The organism is Streptomyces sp. NPDC048565, assembly GCF_040650935.1.
GTDB lineage: Bacteria > Actinomycetota > Actinomycetes > Streptomycetales > Streptomycetaceae > Streptomyces.
On sequence record NZ_JBEZIH010000025.1, the window covers coordinates 44,300 to 64,921 of the forward strand.

A 20,622-nucleotide genomic window follows, 5' to 3' on the forward strand; every position below is an offset into this window, starting at 1 on the left:
GGTGTCCAGACGAGGCCTGTTTCCGGCCTCCCTGACCAGGGCGGCTGTGAACAAATACCGCGCGGGGGCCGTGCGGGCCTTGTTATCGTCGCGCGCCGCCCTCACCGGACGCGGCTTTCACACGCCCAGGAGACTTTGTGACCCCTGCACCACCGGAACTGACCATCCGTCCGCTCACCGGAGCGGATGAACTCGGTCTCTTCCAGCGCCTTTCCTATGTGCTCGACCACGAGCTCGCCGACGACCTCGCCACGGGCCGTCGCCGCCCCGAGTGGATGTGGGTGGCCCTGCGCGGCGACCGCGTCGTGGGCCGGCTCTCCTGGTGGACGGGCCAGGACGGCGGCGATCCCCGGCTCCTGGACTTCTTCGACCTGGACGACACCCTGCCGGAGCCGGAGCGCGGCACGATCGGCCTGGAGCTGGTGGAGAAGGCGACCGCCGCGGTCGTGCCCGCCGGGGCCGCACGGCCCGAGTACGGCCGGTACATCCCACCCGACTGGCACGATGACCCCGCGGCGCGCGATGTCGTGGAGGCCCGCATCCGGGTCATGGAGGCGAGCGGCGCCCGGATGCTCGTGGAGCGGCTGCGCCTTGAGTGGCGGGCGGGCACGCCGGTGCCCGAGGACGCGGGCCGGCTGGTGTTCCGTGGGGTCACCGGACGCGAGGACCTCGTGGCGCTGATGGCCCCGGTGATGGAGGGCACCCTGGACGCGCACGGCCAGGAGGACCTGGCGTCCGGGCTGAGTGCCCGTGAGGCCGCGGAGAAGCAGTACGACGAGGAGTTCGCCGGCCTCGCGACGCCGCAGGACTGGTGGCGGGTCGCCGAGCTGCCGAGTGGCGAGCCGGTGGGCTTCGTCATCCCGGCGCGCAACAACTACCACCCGATGATCGCCTACATCGGGGTGCTGCCGGCGCACCGGGGACACGGCTACATCGACGACATCCTGGCCGAGGGCACCCGGGTGCTCGCCGCGCAGGACGTGGATCGCATCAGGGCGGCGACCGACCTCGGCAACGTCCCGATGGCGAAGTCCTTCGAGCGCCTGGGCTACGTCAATTTCGAGCGGTCGTTCGACATGGTGTGGGACCAGCCGTAGAGCGCACGACACGCGTTCACCCGGAGGCGCGTTCACCCGGTGTGAGCGCGGACCCGGCCGTACCGCCCGTGCGCTGGGCGCGGATCACGTCGCGGTACCAGGCGTAGGACTCCTTGGGGGTGCGCTCCAGCGTCTCGTAGTCGATGTGGACCAGGCCGAACCTCTTGCTGGCGCCCTCGGTCCACTCGACGTTGTCGGTCAGTGACCAGGTGAAGTAGCCGCGTACGTCCACGCCCGCGTCGATCGCCGTGCGCAGCGCCTCCAGGTGCCCTTCCAGGAAGGCGATGCGGCGGCCGTCGGCGACGGGCTCGTCGACCGCGCAGCCGTTCTCCGTGATGTAGACGGGCGGCAGCCGGTCGCCGAAGCGGTCCAGCAGCCCGCCGAGCGTCTCGGCGAGCCCCTGCGGCACGACGGGCCAGCCGAAGTCGGTGGTGTCGTAGCCCTCGATCTCCCTGATGCCGAAGGGGAGCCCGGCCGGCATCGGGTAGCCCGAGAAGGAGCCGAGCGCTTCGGGCGTGGGGGCGCCGACGAGGGTCGGGTTGTAGTAGTTGACGCCGTACCAGTCCAGGGGTGTGGAGATGACCTTGAGGTCGTCCTCGACGGGCCCTGGCATCAGCGCGGCGAACCCCTCGTCGGGATAGCGGCCGGTGAGGACCGGGTCGGCGAACAGCCAGTTGGTCAGGGTGTCGTAGATCTCCGCGCCCGCGCGGTCCTCGTCGGAGTCCCCCGCCGTCCAGACGGGGGTGTGCGAGAGCGCGATGCCGATGTTCTCCGCGCCTGCCGCGCGCAGTGCCCGTACGGCCAGTCCATGTGCGAGCAGCTGGTGGTGGGCGGCCGGCAGGGCGTCGAAGAGGAGCGTGTGGCCGGGGGCGTGCTCGCCGAGGGCGTAGCCGAGCATCGTGACCTCGGCCGGTTCGTTGATGGTGATCCACATGGGGACCCGGTCGGCGAGGCGTTCGGCGACGATGCCCGCGTACTCGGCGAAGCGGTAGGCGGTGTCCCGGTTGAGCCAGCCGCCCTCCTCGTCCAGCGGGAGCGGGGTGTCCCAGTGGTAGAGCGTCGGGGCGGGGGTGATGCCGCGGGCACAGAGTTCGTCGACGAGCCGGTCGTAGAAGTCAAGGCCCGCGGGGTTGAGCGCGCCGCTGCCGCCGGGGACGACCCGGGGCCAGCTGATGGAGAAGCGGAAGGCGTCGGCGCCGAGTCCGGCGAGCAGGGCCACGTCCTCGCGGTAGCGCTCGTGGAAGCCGGTGCCGCGTGTGGTGTCGGTGCCGTCCTTGATCCGGCCGGGCTGTGCGGCGAAGGCGTCCCAGCCGGATAGCCCCTTGCCGTCGGTGTCGAAGGCCCCTTCCGTTTGGAAGGCGGAGGCTGAGGCTCCCCACAGGAAGCCGGGTGGGAAGGTCGGAACGGACATCGCGGCCTCCAGCAGCCGTAAGAGGGACCCGGGGTCTCTCGTTTGGATCAGGCCGGGCTCGCCGCGTATGAGCAGAACCCGGTAGGGCAATGATCAGGACCAGACCCTAATCGCCGGGTGCGGGCCCGCTCCAGTGTCCGGAGGCCGGAAGGGGACCTGGGAACCGGGTTCATGGACGAGGAGTGCTGAATGCAGTTCGAGGTGTGGGCCCCCGGGGCCGGGTCGGCGGTGCTGTGTACGGCGGGCGCCCGTCTGCCGATGGAGCGCGACCCGCTGCGCGCGGGCTGGTGGACCGCGGAGGCCGAGGCCGCGGACGGGGACCGTTACGGCTTCTCGCTCGACGACGGCCCCGTGCTGCCCGATCCGCGCTCCCGCCGCCAGCCGGACGGACCCGACGGCGAGAGCGCGGTCGTCGACCAGGACGCCTACGCCTGGCGCACCGTCTGGGCCGGGCGGGGGCTGCCGGGCGCCGTCCTGTACGAGCTGCACATCGGCACGTTCACCCCGGAGGGCACCTTCGCCGCCGCCGCCGGACGGCTCGGCCACCTCGTGGAGCTCGGTGTCACGCATGTGGAGCTGATGCCCGTCTGCCCGTTCCCGGGAACCCACGGCTGGGGGTACGAAGGAGTGTCCTTCTGGGCGGTGCACGAGCCGTACGGCGGCCCGGAGGGACTGAAGCACTTTGTCGACACGGCGCACGGTCTGGGGCTCGCGGTCGTCCTGGACGTGGTCCACAACCATCTGGGGCCATCGGGCAACCACCTCCCGGCCTTCGGCCCGTACTTCACGGACACGCACCACACCCCCTGGGGTTCGGCCGTCAATCTCGACGCGCCGGGCTCCGACGAGGTGCGCGCCTATCTGTTGGGCAGTGCGCTCGCCTGGCTGCGGGACTACCGCCTGGACGGACTGCGCCTGGACGCCGTCCACGCCCTGGCCGACGGCAGGGCGTTCACCTTCCTGGAGGAGCTGTCCACCGCCGTCGACGCCCTCGCGTCGGAGCTCGGCAGGCCGCTCGGGCTGATCGCGGAGTCCGATCTCTGCGACCCGGGGACGACCACTCCGCGCTCGGAGGGCGGCATCGGTCTTGGCGCCCAGTGGAACGACGACTTCCACCACGCCCTGCACACGGCGCTCACCGGCGAGGCCCAGGGCTACTACGCCGACTTCGCCGCGGCCCCGTTGGCCGCCCTCGCCAAGACGATGACCAGGGCGTTCTTCCACGACGGTACGTACTCCAGCTTCCGGGGCCGCACCCACGGGCGCCCCGTGGACACCGCCCGGACGCCCGCCCACCGTTTCGTCGGCTACGCCCAGACCCATGACCAGATCGGCAACCGCGCCCTCGGTGACCGGCTGGCTGCCGGGCTCTCCCCCGGGCTTCAGGCGTGCGTCGCGGCGCTCGTGCTCACCGGGCCGTTCACGCCGATGCTCTTCATGGGCGAGGAGTGGGGGGCCCGCACCCCGTGGCAGTTCTTCACCGACCACACCGACCCGGAGCTCGCCCGCGCCGTACGCGACGGCAGACGGCGGGAGTTCGCGGCGCACGGCTGGGCCGAGGAGGACGTGCCCGATCCGCAGGACCCGGACACCAGGGCCCGCTCCTGTCTCGACTGGAGCGAACCTGAGCGAGAGCCGCACGCCAGGCTGCTCGCCTGGTACCGCGAGCTGATCGCGCTGCGCCACGCCATGGCCGACCTCTCCGACCCGGATCTGGCGTCGGTGCGGACGGCGTACGACGAGGAGGCCCGCTGGATCGCCTGCCGGCGGGGCGATCTGCGGATCGTGGTGAACCTGTCCGGGGAACCGGCCGCCGTCCCGCTGGGAGCCGGCCGGCACCGTAAGGGCGGTGGAAGGGTCCTGGCCGCGTGGGAGCCGGTCACGGCGCCCGGCGCGGACGGCGTGCTCCGTCTGCCGCCCGAGTCGTGCGTCGTACTGGCCGACGACTGATCAGCGCCCGTGTCCGCGCGTCCTACTCGACGACCGCCAGCTCGCGCGCCGTGGTGTTCAGCCGCCTGCCGCCGCTCTCGGTGACCGTGACGATGTCCTCGATACGGACGCCGAAACGGCCCGGGAGATAGATGCCGGGCTCCACGGAGAAGCACATCCCGGGGACCAGCGGCTGCCCCTCGCCCTCGATCATGTAGGGCGGTTCATGGGTGGTGACGCCGATGCCGTGGCCCGTGCGGTGGATGAAGCGTTCGCCGTAGCCGAATTCGGTGATGACGGCGCGGGCCGCCCGGTCGATCTCCTGGCAGGCCGCACCCGGCCGCACGGCGCGGCAGCCGGCCTCCTGCGCCTCGCGTACGACGTCGTGGACCCGCTGCTCCTCGGCGGTGGGTTCGCCGACATGGACCGTACGGGAGGTGTCGGAGCCGTAGCCGTGCTTCAGGCCGCCGAAGTCCAGGACCACCATGTCGCCGTCCTCGATGGTGCGCTCACCCGCCTCATGGTGCGGGTTGGCGCCGTTGGGGCCGGATCCCACGACGGTGAAGTCGACCTGGGAGTGGCCGTGTTCGGTGAGGAGCGCGGCCAGGTCCGCTGCCACCTCGCGCTCCTGGCGGCCGGAGAAGCGCACCTTCAGGATCCGCTCGTACGTCGCGTCGGCCGCGGCCCCCGCCGCGGCGAGCCGCTCCAGCTCGGCCGCGTCCTTGACGGCGCGCAGCATGGGCAGGGCCTCGGTGAGCGAGGCGTAGGAGGTGTCGGGGAGGAGCTTGTGCAGGGCCAGCAGGTGCAGCGCCCAGGCGTTGTCGCTGATCCCGAACCGGCCCTTGGCGTCGAGCAGTCCCGCGGTCAGGGTGTAGGGGTTGGCGGCGTCGGTCCAGTCCCGCAGGGTCAGGGCTGCGGAACCCGGCGCGCGTTCCGCGTCGGCCGCCTCCAGGGCGGGGACGACGAGGACGGGGTCCTGGCCGGCCCGCAGGACGAGCAGGGTGAGGCGCTCGGTGTCGGCGGTCGGCCGGTATCCGGTGAGATGGACGAGGTCGGGGCCCGGCGCCACGAGGACACCGGCCAGGCCCGCGGCGTCGGCAGACTCGGCCGCGCGGATCATCCTGGCCCGGTAGTCATCGGCGGTGAAGGGCACGGGCTGGTCGGTGCTGGGCATGGGACAACCTCCTGGCGGGGCGACGCGGCACACAGCATCCTGCCCGTACGCCCGGCCGGACGCGAGCAGGATTACGGGCGCGCCGCCTCCGGCTCAGCGAAGCCGCACGACGAGGTCGGCGCGGTCGCGGTGAAGCTCGACCAGCCGGGCGTTGCGCTCGTCGGAGCCGGCGACCCAGCTCTCGGCGTGCGGGCGGGTCTTGCCGAAGCGCACATGCCGGTCCACGAGCCCGCGCACCCGCAGCCCCTGATCCACGTCCAGGAACCACACCTCGTCCAGCAGCGCGCGCACCGGCGCCCAGGGCCCCTCGTCCAGCAACAGGTAGTTGCCCTCGGTCACGACGAGCGGGATGTCCGGGGCGACGCGCACGGACCCGGCGACGGGCTCCTCCAGCGCCCGGTCGAAGGCGGGCGCGTACACCGGTTCCGGGCCTTCGGGGTGGCGCAGCCGCCGGAGCAGGGCCGCGTACCCGGCGGCGTCGAAGGTGTCGGGGGCGCCCTTGCGGCCGGCCCGCCCGAGACGTTCCAGCTCGGCCCCGGCCAGGTGGAAGCCGTCCATCGGGACGAGGACGGCGCGGCCTTCGAGCCGTTCGACGATCCGGGCGGCCAGCGTGGACTTCCCCGCACCGGGCGCCCCCGCGATGCCCAGGATCCGCCGCTCACCTCCGGCGGCGAGGCTGCGGGCGCGGTCCGTCAGCGCGGCGAGGTCGCTCATGTCCATGGCGGACATTGTCCCCGGAGACTGCGCGGAGCGCGTTAGCGTTACGTATAACCTCCGCATCCGTACATCGAGGACGAGGATCTCCATGCCCCACATCGCCCTGGTCACGCTGGTCGTCCGCGACTACGACGAGGCCCTCGCGTTCTACACCGGTGCCCTCGGGTTCGAGCTGGTGGAGGACACGGACCGGGGCGACGGCTCGCGTTGGGTGGTCGTGCGGCCGGTGGGCACCACGAGCACAGGGCTGCTGCTGGCACGCGCCAAGGAGGAGTCCCAGCTGACGAGCGTCGGGGCGCAGACGGGCGGCCGGGTCGGATTCTTCCTGCACACGGAGGACTTCGCCGGTGATCACCGGCGGATGCGCGCCGCAGGCGTCCGATTCCTCGAAGAGCCGAGGCACGAAACGTACGGCACGGTCGCGGTGTTCGAGGACCTCTACGGCAACCGGTGGGACCTGCTGCAACCCGCATGAGCACCGGCCCGGCGCGTCACACGGGTCCCGCCGCCGCGTGCAGCGCTTCCAGGACCGGCTTGATCAGGGGGTGTCCCTCGGCTCCCTGCCGCACAGCGGCGAAGACCCGTCGGGTCGGGGCCGCGCCCTCCACCGGGCGTACGACGACCCGGCCCAGCTCCGTGCCGCGCAGTGCCGAGCGGGGCACCAGGGCCACCCCGGCGCCGGCGCCCGCCAGGGCGACGACGGCGTGGAAGTCGTCCGAGGAGTGTTCGAGCAGGGGCTCGAAGCCGGCGTACTCGCACGCCAGGACCACCACGTCATGGCAGGGGTTGCCGGGGTAGGGGCCGATCCAGGTGTCCTTGGCGAGATCGGCGACGGCCACCTGGCCCTGGTCCGCGAGGTGGTGGCCGACCGGCAGCACCGCGTCGAAGGGCTCGGAGTACAGCGGCACCCGGGTCAGCCGCCGGTCGTCGTCACCGGGCGCGCCCCGGTATTCGACGGCGACCGCCACATCGGCCTGGCGGTCCAGCACCATCGGCACGCTCGCGTCGCCCTCGGCGTCCTGCACCCGGACCCGGATACCGGGGGCGGTGCGGGTGAGCTCGGCGATGGCGGGGGCGAGGACGAGCCCGATCCCGGTGGCGAACGCCGCGACCGTGACCGTCCCCGCGACACCCGCGCTGTAGTCGGCGAGCTCGGCCTCCGCCCGCTCCAGCTGGGCCAGGACCGCGTTGGCGTGGGTCAGCAGGATCTCCCCGGCCACCGTGAGCCTGGCGCCCCTCGCCCCGCGCTCGACGAGCCGGTGGCCGGTCTCCTGCTCCAGGGCGGCCAGCTGCTGGGAGACCGCGGAGGGCGTCAGGTACAGCGCGGCGGCCGCGGCGGTCACCGTGCGGTGGTCGGCCACCGCACGGAGGATACGCAGCCGTCGTGCATCGATCATGCGCCCCATTGTCCCAGATGGTGAGACGGTTCTACGCTTCCAGGGCGGCCCGTGCGTCGACGAACGCGTCCACGGCGCGGCCGACGTCCTCGGTGGAGTGGGCGGCGGAGAGCTGCACGCGGATGCGCGCCGCGCCCTGCGGGACGACGGGGTAGGAGAACCCGATCACGTACACCCCGCGTTCCAGGAGCAGTTCGGCCATCCGGGCCGCCTTGGCCGCGTCCCCGATCATCACGGGTGCGATGGCGTGGTCGCCGGGCAGGATGTCGAAGCCCTCATCGGTCATCCGGGAGCGGAAGAGCGCGGTGTTGGCGTCGAGCCGCTCGCGCAGGTCGCCGGCGGACTCCAGCAGGTCGATGACCTTGAGGGAGGCGGCGGCGATGACCGGGGCGAGCGAGTTGGAGAAGAGGTACGGGCGCGAGCGCTGGCGCAGCAGCGCGACGATCTCCGCGCGCGCGGCGACATAACCGCCGGACGCGCCGCCCAGCGCCTTGCCGAGCGTGCCGGTGATGATGTCGACGCGGTCCATGACCCCGTGCAGTTCGGGGGTTCCCCGGCCGCCGGGGCCGACGAAGCCGACGGCGTGCGAGTCGTCGACCATGACCATGGCGTCGTAGCGGTCGGCGAGGTCGCAGATCTCGGCCAGCGGGGCGACGTAGCCGTCCATGGAGAAGACGCCGTCGGTGACGACGAGCCGGCGGCGGGCGCCGGACGCCTCCTTGAGCTGCTGCTCCAGGTCGGCCATGTCGCGGTTGGCGTAGCGGTGGCGCTTCGCCTTCGAGAGGCGGATGCCGTCGATGATGGATGCGTGGTTGAGGGCGTCGGAGATCACCGCGTCCTCGGGGCCGAGGAGGGTCTCGAAGACCCCGCCGTTGGCGTCGAAGCAGGAGGAGTAGAGGACCGTGTCCTCCTGCCCGAGGAAGGCGGAGAGCCGCTGCTCCAGCTCCTTGTGGACCTCCTGGGTGCCGCAGATGAAGCGGACGGAGGCCATTCCGTAGCCCCAGCGGTCCAGGGCCTCGTGGGCGGCGGCGACGACCTCGGGGTGGTCGGCGAGACCCAGGTAGTTGTTGGCACAGAAGTTGAGCACCTCGCCGGCCCGGCCCCCGGAGGTGACGGCGACGGTGGCGGACTGCGGCGTGCCGATCACCCGCTCGGGCTTCTGGAGTCCGGCGTCGCGGATCTCGTCGAGGGCGAGGCGCAGGTCATCGCGTACGGAGTCGAACATGGGGGTGCCTCCCAGGTGGTTGCGGGTGCGGACTGCGGGTGCGGACTGCGTGCGTACGGGGAGCTTCAGACGGCCCAGTCGAGCAGGACCTTGCCGCCGAGACCGCTCGCGGCGTCGTCGAACGCGGCTTCGAAGTCGCGGTAGCCGTACCGGCCGGTGATCACCGGGGCGAGGTCGAGCCCGCCCTCCAGGAGCACGGACATGGCGTACCAGGTCTCGTACATCTCGCGGCCGTAGATGCCCTTGATCGTGAGCATCGAGGTGACGACCCGGGACCAGTCGACGGGGAATTCGGCGGACGGCAGTCCGAGCATCGCGATCCGGCCGCCGTGCGTCATGTTCGCGATCATGTCCCGCATGGCCTCGGGGCGTCCGGACATCTCCAGGCCGATGTCGAAGCCCTCCCGCAGCCCGAGCAGGCGCTGGCCGTCGGCGACGGTCGCTGCGCCGACGTTCAGCGCGAGGTTCACCCCGACCTTCCTGGCCAGGTCCAGGCGGGCCTCGCTGACATCGGTGATGACGACGTTGCGGGCGCCCGCGTGCCGGGCGACGGCGGCGGCCATGATGCCGATCGGGCCCGCGCCGGTGATCAGGACGTCCTCGCCGACCAGCGGGAAGGACAGCGCCGTGTGCACGGCGTTGCCGAACGGGTCGAAGATCGCTGCGACGTCGAGGTCGACCTTGTCCCGGTGCACCCAGACGTTCGACGCGGGCAGCGCCAGGTATTCGGCGAACGCCCCGTCGCGGCCGACCCCGAGGCCGAGGGTGGAGCGGCACAGATGCCGGCGTCCGGCGAGACAGTTGCGGCACTTCCCGCAGACCAGGTGGCCCTCACCGCTGACCAGGTCGCCGACCTTGATGTCGACGACGTCGGCGCCGATCCCGGCGACCTCGCCGACGAACTCGTGGCCCAGGACGAGCGGGGTGCGCACGGCCTGCTGTGCCCAGCCGTCGTAGTCGCGGATGTGCAGGTCGGTGCCGCAGATCCCGGTGCGCAGCACCTTGATCAGCACGTCCCCGGGGCCGGTCTCCGGCTCCGGCACGTCCATCAGCCACAGTCCCGGCTCGGCCTTGTGCTTCACGAGTGCCTTCACAGCTGCGGCTCCCTGTACCTGGTACCTGGCGGACATCCCGGCCGTGGGCATGCCGAAGGCGGCCCGTGGCCCGGGGTGTGTGGGGGTGACGGCGGACGGAGCGGGGCGGACGCGTGCGTCTGCCCACCGGTCCCGCCGGTGACGCCTCGCTCGCTGCCGTCACACAGACCCTGCCGCACACCGGTGCCGCAGGTCCATCGAGGATTTCTTAAGCGGCGCCGCAGCTGCGCTTCACGCCTCGGATGTCACCCCGCCGGGCACCCACCTGCGGGCTCACACCGTCTTGTACGGCCCCAGCCAGCGTGCCCGGCCGTCCTCGACCCGGTACAGGAACATCCCCGTCTCGGTCCGCACCTGGCGGGCGCCGTGGAACGACACCCGTCGGCTGATGCCCTGGTAGTCCAGCAGGAACAGCCGCTGGGCCACTCCACCCCGCTCGGCGTCCGTCGCGCTCGTCGTCCGGGCGGCGCGTGCGATCAGGCCGACCGCGTCGTACGCCTCGGCGGACCAGCGGCCGGGAGCGGCGTCGAACCGGGCGCGGTGCGCCGCGGTGAACGCCTTCGCTGCGGGGGCTGCCGCGGGATCGGTCCAGGCCTCGGAGAACACCCAGCCCTCCCCCGCATCCCCCGCGTCCCGGAGGAAGGCCGGGGTCAGGACGGACCCGGTGGACAGCGGTGTCCCGGTGAATCCGGCGTCCGCCAGCGCCCTGGCACAGCCGGCGCCCCGGGTGGGTGATCCGCCCGCGAAGACGACCGCGTCCGCGCGGGCGGAGACGGCCGACCGGGCGGCGGGGCCGAAGCCGTCGTCCGCCTTCACCGAGTGCACGGTGAGCGTGGCTCCGGGCAGGGTGGCGTCGCGGAACGCGTGCGTGATCAGCCAGCTGCTCTGCGGGGTGGCCCCGTCGTCGATGACGTGGATCCGCTTGGCAGGGCCGGCGTTGACCACGTAGTGGATCAGCCCGGCGGGCAGCACGCTGTCGGGTGGCCGGATCACGCAGCGGGTCGATGCGGTGCTCACACCGTCCGATGAGCGGGCCGCGACGACGACCGTGGCGAGGTTGCCGCGCTCGTAGCGCTCGACGACGTCCTCGCGCGTGCTGTCCGTGCTCGGGCCGACGACGGCCAGCACCTTCGGGCTCGTGGAGAGCCGGTCGGCGACCCGGAGCGCCCCTTCGGCCGTTCCCTCGTCGTCCTCGGTGCGCAGGGCCAGGGCGAACTCCGTGCCGGTGCGGGCGTTGTGGGCGGCGACGGCGAGCTGGGCGCCCCGCTGGTGGGCGAGCCCGAGGGCCCGGCCAGGTCCGCTGAGGTCGGCGTGCAGGCCGATGGTGTACGTGGGGCGGGGCCCTGTGCCCTGCGACCGCCCGTCGGCCGTGTCCCCGCGCCGGGCCGCCAGCCACGCGGCGGTGCCGCCACCGGTCAGCAGGACGGCGCCTGCGGCTCCGGCGGCGAGCACCCTGCGCCGGGAGATCCCCCCGGCGGGCACGGGGTCCAAGGCGGTGGTGGGGAGGGGCTCGGGGTCCGGCAGGACGAGTGCGGCGGAGGAGCGTTCGGCGATCAGCGCGGAAAGACCCGGCACCGACCAGGGGTCCGCCGTCCCGCTGCCGGTCAGCAGCTCCGCGGCCTGTTCGGCGGTGGGGCGGTGCGCCGGGTCCTTGGCCAGGCAGGCGGTGACCGTGCCCAGGAGCTGGTCCGGCAGGCCGGTCAGGTCCGGGTCCTCGTGAACGGTCCTGAAGAGCACGCCGGCCGCCGGGCCCTGGCCGAAGGGGAGGCGCCCGGTCGCCGCGTACGCGAGGACACAGCCGAGCGAGAAGACGTCGCCTGCCGCACCCGACTCCCCCGCCGACGCCTGCTCGGGGGCCAGATAGCCGGGGGTGCCGATCACCGCGCCGGTCGCGGTGAGGGCGGTGGCTCCGTCGTGGCGTGCGATGCCGAAGTCGATGAGCCGTGGCCCGTCGAGCGCCAGCAGCACATTGCCCGGTTTGACGTCGCGGTGGGCCAGGCCCGCCCCGTGCACCGCGGCCAGCGCCTCCGCCAGCCTGGCGCCGAGCGCCCGTACGGTGCCGGCCGGCAACGGCCCCTGCGTGTCGACCGTTTCGGCCAGCGAGGGACCCGGCACGAACGCGGTGGCCAGCCAGGGCTCGCGGGCCTCGGTGTCCGCGCCGGTCACCGGGACCACCCATGGCCCGGTGACCCGCCGGGCCGCCTCCGCCTCGCGTCGGAAGCGGGCCCGGAATCCGGGGTCGTCGGCGTGTTCGGCGCGGATCACCTTCACGGCGGCCAGAGCACCGCCGGGCGAACGCGCCAGGTACACGACTCCCATGCCGCCGGCCCCGAGCCTGACCAGGGTGCGGTACTCGCCGATGGCGCGGGGGTCCTCCGAGGTGAGCGGTCGCATCTCAGGTCCCTCTCTTCGGCGCAGGGCCGACGAAGCGGTAGCGGCCCTTCTCGACCCGGTACAGATACGCGTCGTTGCCCACGAGGAGCTGGTCCTCGTCGAAGACGTAGGTCCGCGAGACCCCCTGGTACACCGAGTGTCTGTGCAACGACCGACGGTGTCTCACTCGTGCCTGCCCCCCACTTTGCTCTCGACGCCGCTCGATCATAGAAGCAGGAGGTCGCGACGGACGGGGATCCGGCGGACTGTTGCGCCTGTGCGACAAGCGGCACACGCGTGTGACGGAACGGCGCCGTGCGCTCAGGGCCGGGGCCAGGGCCTGCCGTCGAGGTTCTCGATGTCGCTGTTGAAGCGCTTGAGGTACTGGGCGAAGCGGTTGACCTCGTCGGGCGACCAGTCGGCCATGACCCGCTCGAGGCCGCTGATGTTGTCCGCACGCTCCTCGTCGAGGTCGCGTTCACCCGCATCGGTGATGCGGAACTTACGCGCGATACCCCCGTCGGGGTCCGGGATGCGTTCGACCAGGCCGGCCCGCAGCATGGCGGCGGTCTGCCGGTTCAGGGTGGAGGCGTCGAGACCGAAGGCCTCCCCGAGCTGCCCGATGGACATCGGGCCCTCCATACGGATCCGGCTCAGCAGCGTGTAGGCGCTGCGGTCGAGACGCCCGCCGCCCCTGGCGCGGAGCACGCTCGGCTGGAGGTGCCGCCCGAGCAGCATCGTCTCGAACTCGACCAGGTGCGTCGGCTTGTCCACGGTCCTTCTCTCGACCGCCTGCGCGGTACCTCGGGGCTCTGCACCGCACATATACCACCCGCCCGCCGGCCCTGGGTCTCCCGTCGTGGGTCAGGGCAGCGGCACGAACGCTCTGATGGCCTCGGTCAGCGGCCGGGGCCGGTCCTCGGGGATGAGGGTGAAGCTGTCGGCGATCTCCACGAGTTCACCCCGCGGCAGCATCTCGGCCAGTTGCCGGCCGTGGGCGAGCGGCATGACCTTGTCCTCGGCCGCCCAGACGACCAGTGCGGGGCGGTCGAAGGTGCGCAACGCCTCGGCCCACGCCAGGAGTTCGTCCTTCGGTGGCACCCCGAGCACGTACGCCCGCAGGTCCCGGCGGATCGCCGCGGAGGTCCACAGGGGCCGGAACCAGTCGTCCATCACCTCGTGCGGAACCGGCCGCTTACTCATCCACCCCCAGGTCAGGGGCAGTCTGCGCATCGGCTTCAGCTTCAGCAGGGCGAAGGCGAGCCGCAGCCCGCCGGGGATCCGCGCCGCGATCGCGAGGTTGCGGCCGGGCAGACCGGGCGGATAGTTGTCGAACGCCTCGCAGGAGGTGATCGCCAGCCTGCCGATCCGCTGGTCCCTGCCTTCCGCGACGAGGGCCTGCGCGCCGCCCCAGTCGTTCAGTACCAGCGTGACGTCGTGGAGGTCCAGCTTCTCCAGGAACTCCGCCACCAGATGGGCGACTCCGGGAACCGTCAGATCGGCGTCCGGGCGCATCGGCCTGCGGTGGGCGCCCAGCGGCAGCGTGGGCACGACACATCTGAAGTCGGGACGCAGCCCGGCGACGACATGGCGCCACAGCGAGCCGTTCATGGCCACACCGTGGAGCAGCACCACCACGGGGCCGTCCCCACCCGTGTCCTCGTACTCCACCACTCCCGCGGACAGCGTCACCTCGGTCACGTCGGTCATGGAGCCAACCTACGGGCTTGCCCCCCGGGCGCGGGTCCAACGGGGCGTCAGGGCTTGATAGCGTCGCCCGCACGACTGCGGAAAGCTCCCCGCCGGGGTCGTCGCTCCGCCGGGCCGGGCCGCACCGACAGGGCGGCGAGCGGCGGTGTGTGTGACGGGGACGCACGTGGCAGGGACGATGAGGGCCTTAAGCATGAGCCTCCCGCAGTTGCACTACACCTCCGTCGTGTCCGGGGACGGGGTGCCCGCCGGCCGGTTCACCGCCGTGGACCCCGGGATACCCGGGCCGGTGCGCGCGGAGGCCGCACCGCTCCTGGCGTACGAAGCTCCGGCGGACGCCCCCGGCCCCCTCCCCGACGCGCGGCTCCGCGCGCTGCCTGTCGCGTTCGGCTTCGCCCTGCTCTCCGACGGCAGCCATCTGCTCAGCCGTACGGTGGCCACGGGCACGAGCGGGTTCCACGCCCACGCCGTCCATCTCACGCCCGGTGCGCCGATACCCGGCCAGGTGCTCCCCATCACCGCGTGGGGGGCCGCGGGATGGCTCTCCCTGACGCCGGACCGCAGGCTGCCCGACCCGCTGACGTCCCTGGTCATCGCGGACGGCCCCTCACGGGGGCTCACCAGGGAGGGGCTCGGCGACTTCGCCGTGGCCCGCAGCCCGTGGCTGGCCGCCGTGCTCGGCGATCTGCGCCGCGCGAGCGAGGACCCGTCCGCGCCACCGGTCGTGCTCGTGGAGCGGCACAGCGCGGACGTGGCCCGGTGGGTGGCGCTGGCCACCGCCGTGCTCCCCCGGGAGCACGCCGAGCGGCTGACGTTCACGACGTACACCCGGCATCCCGGGCGCGCCACGCACCGGGTCATCGGCGTCCTTCCCGAGGACGCGCCCGACATCCGCGACCCTCGCTTCCGGGTGCACACCGCCTCCGGTCCGCGCCCCGCCCCCGCGGTGGACGACGCATGGGCGGCGACGGCCGCCCGGATCTGGCGCAGCCGGGCCCCCGAGCTGTTCCGCCGGGCGGCCGAGTTGCCGGGCGAGCCCTTCGCGGCCGGGCCGCTCGCCGTCACGGCGCTGGGTGCCGGCATCGTGCTCGGGTCGGACGAGCGGGCGGCTGCGGCCGACTGGGCGGCCGAGCGGCCCTACGCGCTGGACGAGTCGCGGACCCGGCAGCTGACCGGGGCGCTGACCGCGCCCGCCGACGACCGTACGGCCGCGGAGTGTGCCGCGGCGCTCAGGCTGCTGACCGCGCTGGACGGCCGCTGCCCCGCGTCGGTCACCGCGCCGCTGGCCGCGCTGCTGGTGACGGAGGCGGTACGGGGCGGGGACGTGACCCTGGAGCCGCCCGCGCGTACGGCGTTCGACGAGCCCGCCGGGGAGCGCGCCCTGGCCGCGCTGGTCGATGAGCTCGGCGACGAGCTGCTGGCCGAGCTGTCGTCCGCGGTGCCCGCGGGTGTGGCGCGGACCGTGCAGCTGCTGCGGATCGCCCGGCTGCTCGGCCTCGACCTCGCGGAGCTGATGCCCGACGTGGTGGGCCGGCTGGCGCAAGCGCTGCTCGACGACCCCGGGGAGGGCGGGTACCGGACACTGCTGGATCTGCTGGACGAGCAGTTCGACGTCCGTACGGCGCTCCTGGGCGAGCTGGACCGGCTCGCCCCCGACCGCCCCGCGGACATGGAGCGGCTGCTGGCCCTGGTCCCCCTGCCGTTCACCGGGACGCAGGCGCTGCCGCATCTGCGGATGTGCGCCGAGGCACCCGGGGCGAAGGCGCGGGGCACGGAGCGGGTGGGGGTCCTGCACACGGTGCTGCGCGCGGCGGGCATGTCCCCCTTCGCCGAGCCGCTGGTGCTGCGGACCGCCGTGGGCCTGGTGTGGGGCGAGGACATCCCGACGGCGGGCGAGGCCCGCTCGCTGCTGGACGAGACCACGTCCGACGCCCACCGGACGGCCGGCACCTGGACCCGTCTGGTCGACGCCGCGCTCGCCGCGCCCTCCGGTGACGAGGACGCCTCCGAGCTCGCCCACGACCTGCTGCTCGGCTTCCCGCAGGAGACCGGCGCGCGGGTACGCGCCTGCCTGATGCTGCTGGACTTCGCGCGCGACATGCGCGCGGGAGACGGCGAACCGGGCTGGGCGGACCGCGCCCGCACCCTGCGCAGCCGCGCCGAACCAGCGGAGGCCCCGGCCCTGGAGCACGCGTTCGGCGCCCTGGCCGACCGGCTGCTGGCCCCGGGCCGGCCCGGGGACGAGCTGTACGCGTTCGTGCACAGCGGGGACGAGGGCCTGATCGCGGCGTACGGCAGGGCGGCCCGCGGCGACGCGGTCCTGGCTCTGCTGCGGGCGGACCCCGCGTACGTGGCGGACTGCTTCACCGTGTGGAACGCCCATCCGCACGCGGGCGACGACTGGACCCGCACCAGGACCGCCCTGCTGGACGAGGTGCTGCGCCCCGTGGTGCGCGCCCTGTCCGCGGAGGAGCTCGCCGCGGTGGAAGCGGCCGTGGAGCGCGAGGGAAGCAGCCGGACCCTGGACGCCTTCCGCACCTGGAACCGTCCGTCCCGCTCCCTGGGCCGGCTCGGCAGACGCATCGCGGGGCGGGTACGCAGGGCGTGACGCGGTCGCTGAACGCTCCGCGTGGCGGGTACCGTGGGACGTTCTGATCTCGTGTGCCTCCTGTCGGGCTGCGTGACACCCAGGAGGAAACAGCATGACGACGAACCGTGGACGCAAGGACGTCATCCGGGACCGGATGGCCGCGACCGGCGAGTCGTACAACGTCGCCGCGCGGAACCTGAAGGCGATGAAGGACATGGGTGCGACCGGTGAGGCCCGGCTCCTCCAGCGGTGGCTGCCCGCGGAGTCGCTGGACGTGCCGTGCCCGTGCGGCGGTACGTGTGAGCCGGGTGAGACGTGCGAGCGCTGCCACGCCAGGCACCGGCATGTGAAGCGCTACCCGGGCAGCCTCACCGAGGTGGAGGTCTGGGCGGACCGCTACGAGTGCATGGGCTGCTCGGCGTCCTACACCCTCACCGTCCGGCTGGCGGGACGCCCCTGGGGCGTGGCCGAGACGGTGGTGCAGGGCGGTGCGGCCGAGGAGGTCGTGCGGGCCCGGGTGTTCCCCGGGGTGGCGCACCCGCTGCTGAAGGCCGAGGCGGCCGCCGAGTCCGAGGAGGACTGACGGCGGCCGGCCCGGCCCGGGTTCTCAGCTCTCGTCGGGCGCCAGCGTCAGCGAGATCGAGTTGATGCAGTACCGCTGGTCCGTGGGCGTGGGGTAGCCCTCGCCCTCGAAGACATGGCCCAGGTGCGAGCCGCAGCGGGCGCAGCGCACCTCGGTGCGGGTCATGCCGAGGCTGCTGTCCTGGAGCAGTTCGACCGCGTCGGTGTCCTTCGGGTCGAAGAAGGACGGCCAGCCGCAGTGCGACTCGAATTTGGTGTCGGAGCGGAACAGCTCCGCACCGCAGGCACGGCAGGAATAGACGCCCGCCGTGGTGGTGTCGGTGTACTCACCCACGAAGGCGGGCTCGGTGCCGGCCTTGCGCAGCACCGCGTACTCGGCGGACGTCAGCTCCGCCCGCCATTGCTCGTCCGGCTTCTCGACGTCGTACGACACGGTGGCTCCTCAGCTCGACAGGTGGTCCAGGATCTGCGGGCCGAGGTCGGTGACATCGCCCGCTCCCATGGTGAGAACCAGATCGCCGGGCTTCGCCATTCCCGCGACGGCGGCGGGGATCGACGCCTTGTCGTGGACGGCGGTGACATCGGCGCCGGCGGCCTTCGCCGCGTCGATGATCAGCGCGCTCGTGACGCCCGGGACCGGGTCCTCCCTGGCCGGGTAGATGTCCAGGACCAGCGAGGCGTCGGCGAGGGCGAGGGCCTGGCCCATCTCCGTGCCGAGCTCCTGGGTGCGGGAGAAGAGGTGGGGCTGGAAGACCACCAGGATCCGGGAGTCGGCCGCCGCGCCGCGCATGGCCTCCAGGTCGGCGGTCATCTCCGTGGGGTGGTGGGCGTACGAGTCGATGACCTGCACTCCGGCCGCCTCGCCCTTGAGCTGGAGGCGGCGCTTGACCCCGGTGTACTTGCCCAGCGCGGAGGCCAGGTTGTGCGCGGGGATGCCGAGGGCGACACCGGCGGCGAGCGCGGCGACCGCGTTGTGCGCGTAGTGCCGGCCGGGTACGGAGACCGCGAAGGTGAGGTACTTGCCGTTGAGGACGACCGTGACCTCGCTGGTCAGGCCGCGCGGGGTGACCTTGTGCACACGGACGTCCGCGCCCTCGGACTCGCCGTAGGTGACGACGGTGAGCGAGGAGAGCTCGCGGACCCGCCGGGTCAGCTCGACGGCGCCGGGCTGGTCGGCGGCGATGACGAGGGTGCCGCCCGGGACGACCTTGCCGACGAAGGTCTCGAAGGACTCGTAGATCTCGTCCATCGACGCGTAGTTCGCGTGGTGGTCCAGCTCGACGTTGAGGACGATCGCGACCTCGGGGGCGTACTTCTGGAAGCTGCGGTCGCTCTCGTCGGCCTCGGCGACGAAGATGTCGCCGTGGCCGTGCGTGGCGTTCGTGCCGGGGCCCTCCAGATCGCCGCCGATCGCGTACGAGGGGTCGAGGGCGAGCTCGGACAGGGCGACGGCGAGCATCGACGTGGTGGTGGTCTTGCCGTGGGTGCCCGCGACCGCGAGGGCGCGCACGCCCTCCATCAGGGAGGCGAGCGCGTCGGAGCGGTGGACGACGGGGATGTCCAGCTCGGCGGCGCGGACCAGCTCGGGGTTGTCGGCGCGGATGGCGCTGGAGACGACCACCGACGTCGCGTCGTCGGCCAGGTGCCCGGCGGCGTGCCCGATGTGGACGGTCACCCCCAGCGTGCGCAGGGCCTCGGCGGTGGCGGACTCCTTGGCGTCGCTGCCCGCCACCTTCGCCCCGCGCTGGGCCAGGATCTTCGCGATGCCCGACATTCCGGCGCCGCCGATGCCGATGAAGTGCGGCCGTTCAAGGGCGGCAGGAATACCGGGTGCCATACGTGTCTCTCCCGAGGTGTGACGTGTGTTGGGTCTGGGCCCGCCCCAGTGGGTCAGGGTCCGCCCCAGCCTATTCGCTGTGCGCGAAGAGCTTGAGCACCGGTACGCCGACCTTGTGACGGGCCCGGGACGCCCAGTCGCGGTGGAAGAACTCCTCGACGTAGTGCGGCGCCGTCAGCACGATGACCTCGTCGGCCCCGGAGTCGTCGACCACGGTCTTCAGCTTGTCCAGGGGGTGGTCCTCGATCACCTGTCCGATGGCCTCCGAACCCGCCTCGCGCAGCTCCCTGAGCGAATACTCCAGCGCCATCTCGGCGGGCTCCCTGGCCTCCTTGCCCTCCGGCTGCTCGCCTTCGCGGACGGCGTCGCGCAGCTCGCCGATCGCCACGTCGTCGATCGCGCGCAGCAGCACATCGGCCTGGTCACTGCGGGGCTGCATCAGCACGACGAACGAGATCCGCTCATCACCGTGGAGGGTCGTGACGAATTCCACGTCCTCGGGAGTGAGGGGCTTCTCGACCATCAAAACGCTTGTGAACACGACAGGCGCCCTTCCGCTTCATCTCGTCGGCCGCAGGGACGACCGCTGTTGCTGAAACCATCCTTCCCCGCAGTCGCACGGGGTTGCAGGACCTAGTCTGCCCATCCGGGGCTAACCGGAACGGGTTATTCCGATAAGTGTCAGATCTTCCCGTACCGACTGAAGAGGAATCCTGCCTCCTCCAGGAGCGAGATGAGGGAGAAACGTTCCGGCACGGTGATGGCGGGGCCTCCGGCGATGCGCTGAGCGGCTCCGGCGGTGAGCAGCGGGGACAGGGTCAGGCAGAGCTCGTCCAGCACCCCGGCCGCCACGAACTGGCCGAGGAGTCGCGGCCCGCCCTCCGTGAGGAGCCTGCCGAAGCCCCGCCGGCCCAGCTCCATGACCGCGCGCGCCGGGTCGACGGCGGCGCCGTCCCCGGCGAACAGCACCTCGGCCCCCGCGTCCCTGGCCGCCGCGACCCGGTCCGTGGGTGCCGTCGCCCCGGTGACCACGAGGGTCGGGACCAGCGGCGAAGCGAAGAGCGGGAGCGAGAAGTCCAGGTCAAGACCCGCGCTGACGACCGCGACGGCCGGGGCGGGCCGCTGCCCCGCCGCGGCGCGCCGGGCGGCGAACGCGTCGCGGACCCGCGCGGGCCGGTAGCCCTCCTGACGTACTGTCCCGGCGCCGACGACGACGGCGTCGGCCAGGGCCCGCAGGGTGCCGAAGATCCGCATGTCGGTGGGGCTCGAGATGCCCTGGGAGCGGCCGTCGTGCTGAGCCGCGCCGTCCAGGGTGGAGACCATGTTGGCCCGGAGCCAGGGGCCATCGCCGTGCGGATAGGCGTAGGCGTCGGCCAGCTCGTCGAGCGTCCACTCACGGTCGGCGGCGGAAACGGCCGGGGTTGTCAGGTCCGTCACAGGGAGCAGGCGTCGCATGCGCAGCAGTCTGGCACGGCCTCTAACATGG

Annotated in this window: 19 protein-coding genes; 5 read left to right on the forward strand and 14 right to left on the reverse strand. The window is 72.8% G+C overall.

Annotated elements, in window-relative coordinates:
- The first annotated feature begins 137 nt into the window (after positions 1–137).
- Complete coding sequence (locus AB0C75_RS27165; protein WP_362894338.1) at positions 138–1,097, forward strand: GNAT family N-acetyltransferase; 960 nt, start codon at positions 138–140, stop codon at positions 1,095–1,097.
- 16 nt (positions 1,098–1,113) lie between these two features.
- Here the strand turns inward: AB0C75_RS27165 and AB0C75_RS27170 are convergent, their stop codons facing one another.
- Positions 1,114–2,508, reverse strand: coding sequence for a GH1 family beta-glucosidase (locus AB0C75_RS27170; RefSeq protein WP_362894339.1), 1,395 nt, complete (start codon positions 2,506–2,508; stop codon positions 1,114–1,116).
- 189 nt (positions 2,509–2,697) lie between these two features.
- Between AB0C75_RS27170 and treZ the strand changes: the two genes are divergently transcribed.
- Positions 2,698–4,458, forward strand: a complete 1,761-nt coding sequence (gene treZ / locus AB0C75_RS27175; RefSeq protein WP_362894340.1) for a malto-oligosyltrehalose trehalohydrolase — start codon at positions 2,698–2,700, stop codon at positions 4,456–4,458.
- A gap of 22 nt (positions 4,459–4,480) precedes the next feature.
- Here the strand turns inward: treZ and AB0C75_RS27180 are convergent, their stop codons facing one another.
- On the reverse strand, positions 4,481–5,611 hold the full coding sequence (locus tag AB0C75_RS27180; RefSeq protein WP_362894341.1) for an aminopeptidase P family protein: 1,131 nt from the start codon (positions 5,609–5,611) through the stop codon (positions 4,481–4,483).
- 93 nt (positions 5,612–5,704) lie between these two features.
- Positions 5,705–6,331: a nucleoside/nucleotide kinase family protein gene (locus tag AB0C75_RS27185; protein ID WP_362894342.1), complete on the reverse strand. Its 627-nt coding sequence runs from the start codon at positions 6,329–6,331 to the stop codon at positions 5,705–5,707.
- Between the two features lie 85 nt (positions 6,332–6,416).
- On the opposite strand from AB0C75_RS27185, the gene AB0C75_RS27190 reads away from it, so the two are divergent.
- Positions 6,417–6,803, forward strand: a complete 387-nt coding sequence (locus AB0C75_RS27190) for a VOC family protein (RefSeq protein WP_362894343.1) — start codon at positions 6,417–6,419, stop codon at positions 6,801–6,803.
- Between the two features lie 16 nt (positions 6,804–6,819).
- On the opposite strand, the gene AB0C75_RS27195 is transcribed toward AB0C75_RS27190, so the two are convergent.
- The 7 genes from AB0C75_RS27195 to AB0C75_RS27225 all read right to left on the reverse strand — a co-directional run bounded on the left by AB0C75_RS27195 (position 6,820) and on the right by AB0C75_RS27225 (position 14,118).
- Entirely contained in the window at positions 6,820–7,725 is a 906-nt protein-coding gene (locus AB0C75_RS27195) for a LysR family transcriptional regulator (protein ID WP_362894344.1), read from the reverse strand.
- A gap of 31 nt (positions 7,726–7,756) precedes the next feature.
- Positions 7,757–8,950, reverse strand: coding sequence for a glycine C-acetyltransferase (locus AB0C75_RS27200; RefSeq protein ID WP_362894345.1), 1,194 nt, complete (start codon positions 8,948–8,950; stop codon positions 7,757–7,759).
- 65 nt (positions 8,951–9,015) lie between these two features.
- Entirely contained in the window at positions 9,016–10,044 is a 1,029-nt protein-coding gene (tdh, locus tag AB0C75_RS27205; protein ID WP_362894346.1) for an L-threonine 3-dehydrogenase, read from the reverse strand.
- A gap of 273 nt (positions 10,045–10,317) precedes the next feature.
- Positions 10,318–12,438: a bifunctional serine/threonine-protein kinase/ABC transporter substrate-binding protein gene (locus AB0C75_RS27210; protein WP_362894347.1), complete on the reverse strand. Its 2,121-nt coding sequence runs from the start codon at positions 12,436–12,438 to the stop codon at positions 10,318–10,320.
- 1 nt (position 12,439) lies between these two features.
- The gene (locus AB0C75_RS27215) at positions 12,440–12,586 is read right to left on the reverse strand and encodes a hypothetical protein (RefSeq protein ID WP_362894348.1); all 147 of its coding nucleotides are present in this window, start codon (positions 12,584–12,586) and stop codon (positions 12,440–12,442) included.
- A gap of 152 nt (positions 12,587–12,738) precedes the next feature.
- The gene (locus tag AB0C75_RS27220) at positions 12,739–13,155 is read right to left on the reverse strand and encodes a MarR family transcriptional regulator (protein ID WP_362894407.1); all 417 of its coding nucleotides are present in this window, start codon (positions 13,153–13,155) and stop codon (positions 12,739–12,741) included.
- A gap of 126 nt (positions 13,156–13,281) precedes the next feature.
- Positions 13,282–14,118 carry an alpha/beta fold hydrolase gene (locus tag AB0C75_RS27225; RefSeq protein ID WP_362894408.1) on the reverse strand — a complete coding sequence of 279 codons (837 nt, stop codon included), beginning with the start codon at positions 14,116–14,118 and terminating at the stop codon, positions 13,282–13,284.
- 202 nt (positions 14,119–14,320) lie between these two features.
- Here AB0C75_RS27225 and AB0C75_RS27230 point away from each other — a divergent pair, with 202 nt between their 5' ends.
- Both AB0C75_RS27230 and AB0C75_RS27235 read left to right on the forward strand, forming a co-directional pair.
- Positions 14,321–16,735: a GTPase-associated protein 1-related protein gene (locus AB0C75_RS27230; protein WP_362894349.1), complete on the forward strand. Its 2,415-nt coding sequence runs from the start codon at positions 14,321–14,323 to the stop codon at positions 16,733–16,735.
- 94 nt (positions 16,736–16,829) lie between these two features.
- Positions 16,830–17,300 (forward strand): hypothetical protein, encoded by a 471-nt coding sequence (locus AB0C75_RS27235; protein ID WP_362894350.1) that lies wholly within the window; start codon positions 16,830–16,832, stop codon positions 17,298–17,300.
- Positions 17,301–17,324: 24 nt separating this feature from the next.
- Here AB0C75_RS27235 and msrB read toward each other — a convergent pair whose 3' ends face one another.
- From msrB to AB0C75_RS27255, 4 genes are all read right to left on the reverse strand, one after another.
- Positions 17,325–17,732: a peptide-methionine (R)-S-oxide reductase MsrB gene (gene msrB / locus AB0C75_RS27240; protein ID WP_362894351.1), complete on the reverse strand. Its 408-nt coding sequence runs from the start codon at positions 17,730–17,732 to the stop codon at positions 17,325–17,327.
- A gap of 9 nt (positions 17,733–17,741) precedes the next feature.
- Positions 17,742–19,136: a UDP-N-acetylmuramate--L-alanine ligase gene (murC, locus tag AB0C75_RS27245; protein ID WP_362894352.1), complete on the reverse strand. Its 1,395-nt coding sequence runs from the start codon at positions 19,134–19,136 to the stop codon at positions 17,742–17,744.
- Positions 19,137–19,206: 70 nt separating this feature from the next.
- Entirely contained in the window at positions 19,207–19,659 is a 453-nt protein-coding gene (locus AB0C75_RS27250; RefSeq protein WP_362894353.1) for an indole-3-glycerol phosphate synthase, read from the reverse strand.
- Positions 19,660–19,817: 158 nt separating this feature from the next.
- On the reverse strand, positions 19,818–20,591 hold the full coding sequence (locus AB0C75_RS27255) for a pyrimidine reductase family protein (RefSeq protein ID WP_362894354.1): 774 nt from the start codon (positions 20,589–20,591) through the stop codon (positions 19,818–19,820).
- Positions 20,592–20,622: the final 31 nt, after the last annotated feature.

Excerpts from the sequence above, each read along its gene's own strand:
- AB0C75_RS27230 (WP_362894349.1), top strand. The coding sequence starts at position 14,321 with ATGAGCCTCCCGCAGTTGCACTACACCTCCGTCGTGTCCGGGGACGGG.
- AB0C75_RS27190 (WP_362894343.1), top strand. The coding sequence starts at position 6,417 with ATGCCCCACATCGCCCTGGTCACGCTGGTCGTCCGCGACTACGACGAG.
- AB0C75_RS27170 (WP_362894339.1), bottom strand. The coding sequence starts at position 2,508 with ATGTCCGTTCCGACCTTCCCACCCGGCTTCCTGTGGGGAGCCTCAGCC.
- AB0C75_RS27195 (WP_362894344.1), bottom strand. The coding sequence starts at position 7,725 with ATGATCGATGCACGACGGCTGCGTATCCTCCGTGCGGTGGCCGACCAC.
- AB0C75_RS27220 (WP_362894407.1), bottom strand. The coding sequence starts at position 13,155 with ATGCTGCTCGGGCGGCACCTCCAGCCGAGCGTGCTCCGCGCCAGGGGC.
- AB0C75_RS27180 (WP_362894341.1), bottom strand. The coding sequence starts at position 5,611 with ATGCCCAGCACCGACCAGCCCGTGCCCTTCACCGCCGATGACTACCGG.
- AB0C75_RS27255 (WP_362894354.1), bottom strand. The coding sequence starts at position 20,591 with ATGCGACGCCTGCTCCCTGTGACGGACCTGACAACCCCGGCCGTTTCC.
- AB0C75_RS27200 (WP_362894345.1), bottom strand. The coding sequence starts at position 8,950 with ATGTTCGACTCCGTACGCGATGACCTGCGCCTCGCCCTCGACGAGATC.
- AB0C75_RS27210 (WP_362894347.1), bottom strand. The coding sequence starts at position 12,438 with ATGCGACCGCTCACCTCGGAGGACCCCCGCGCCATCGGCGAGTACCGC.
- murC (WP_362894352.1), bottom strand. The coding sequence starts at position 19,136 with ATGGCACCCGGTATTCCTGCCGCCCTTGAACGGCCGCACTTCATCGGC.
- AB0C75_RS27250 (WP_362894353.1), bottom strand. The coding sequence starts at position 19,659 with ATGGTCGAGAAGCCCCTCACTCCCGAGGACGTGGAATTCGTCACGACC.
- treZ (WP_362894340.1), top strand. The coding sequence starts at position 2,698 with ATGCAGTTCGAGGTGTGGGCCCCCGGGGCCGGGTCGGCGGTGCTGTGT.
- AB0C75_RS27185 (WP_362894342.1), bottom strand. The coding sequence starts at position 6,331 with ATGGACATGAGCGACCTCGCCGCGCTGACGGACCGCGCCCGCAGCCTC.
- AB0C75_RS27235 (WP_362894350.1), top strand. The coding sequence starts at position 16,830 with ATGACGACGAACCGTGGACGCAAGGACGTCATCCGGGACCGGATGGCC.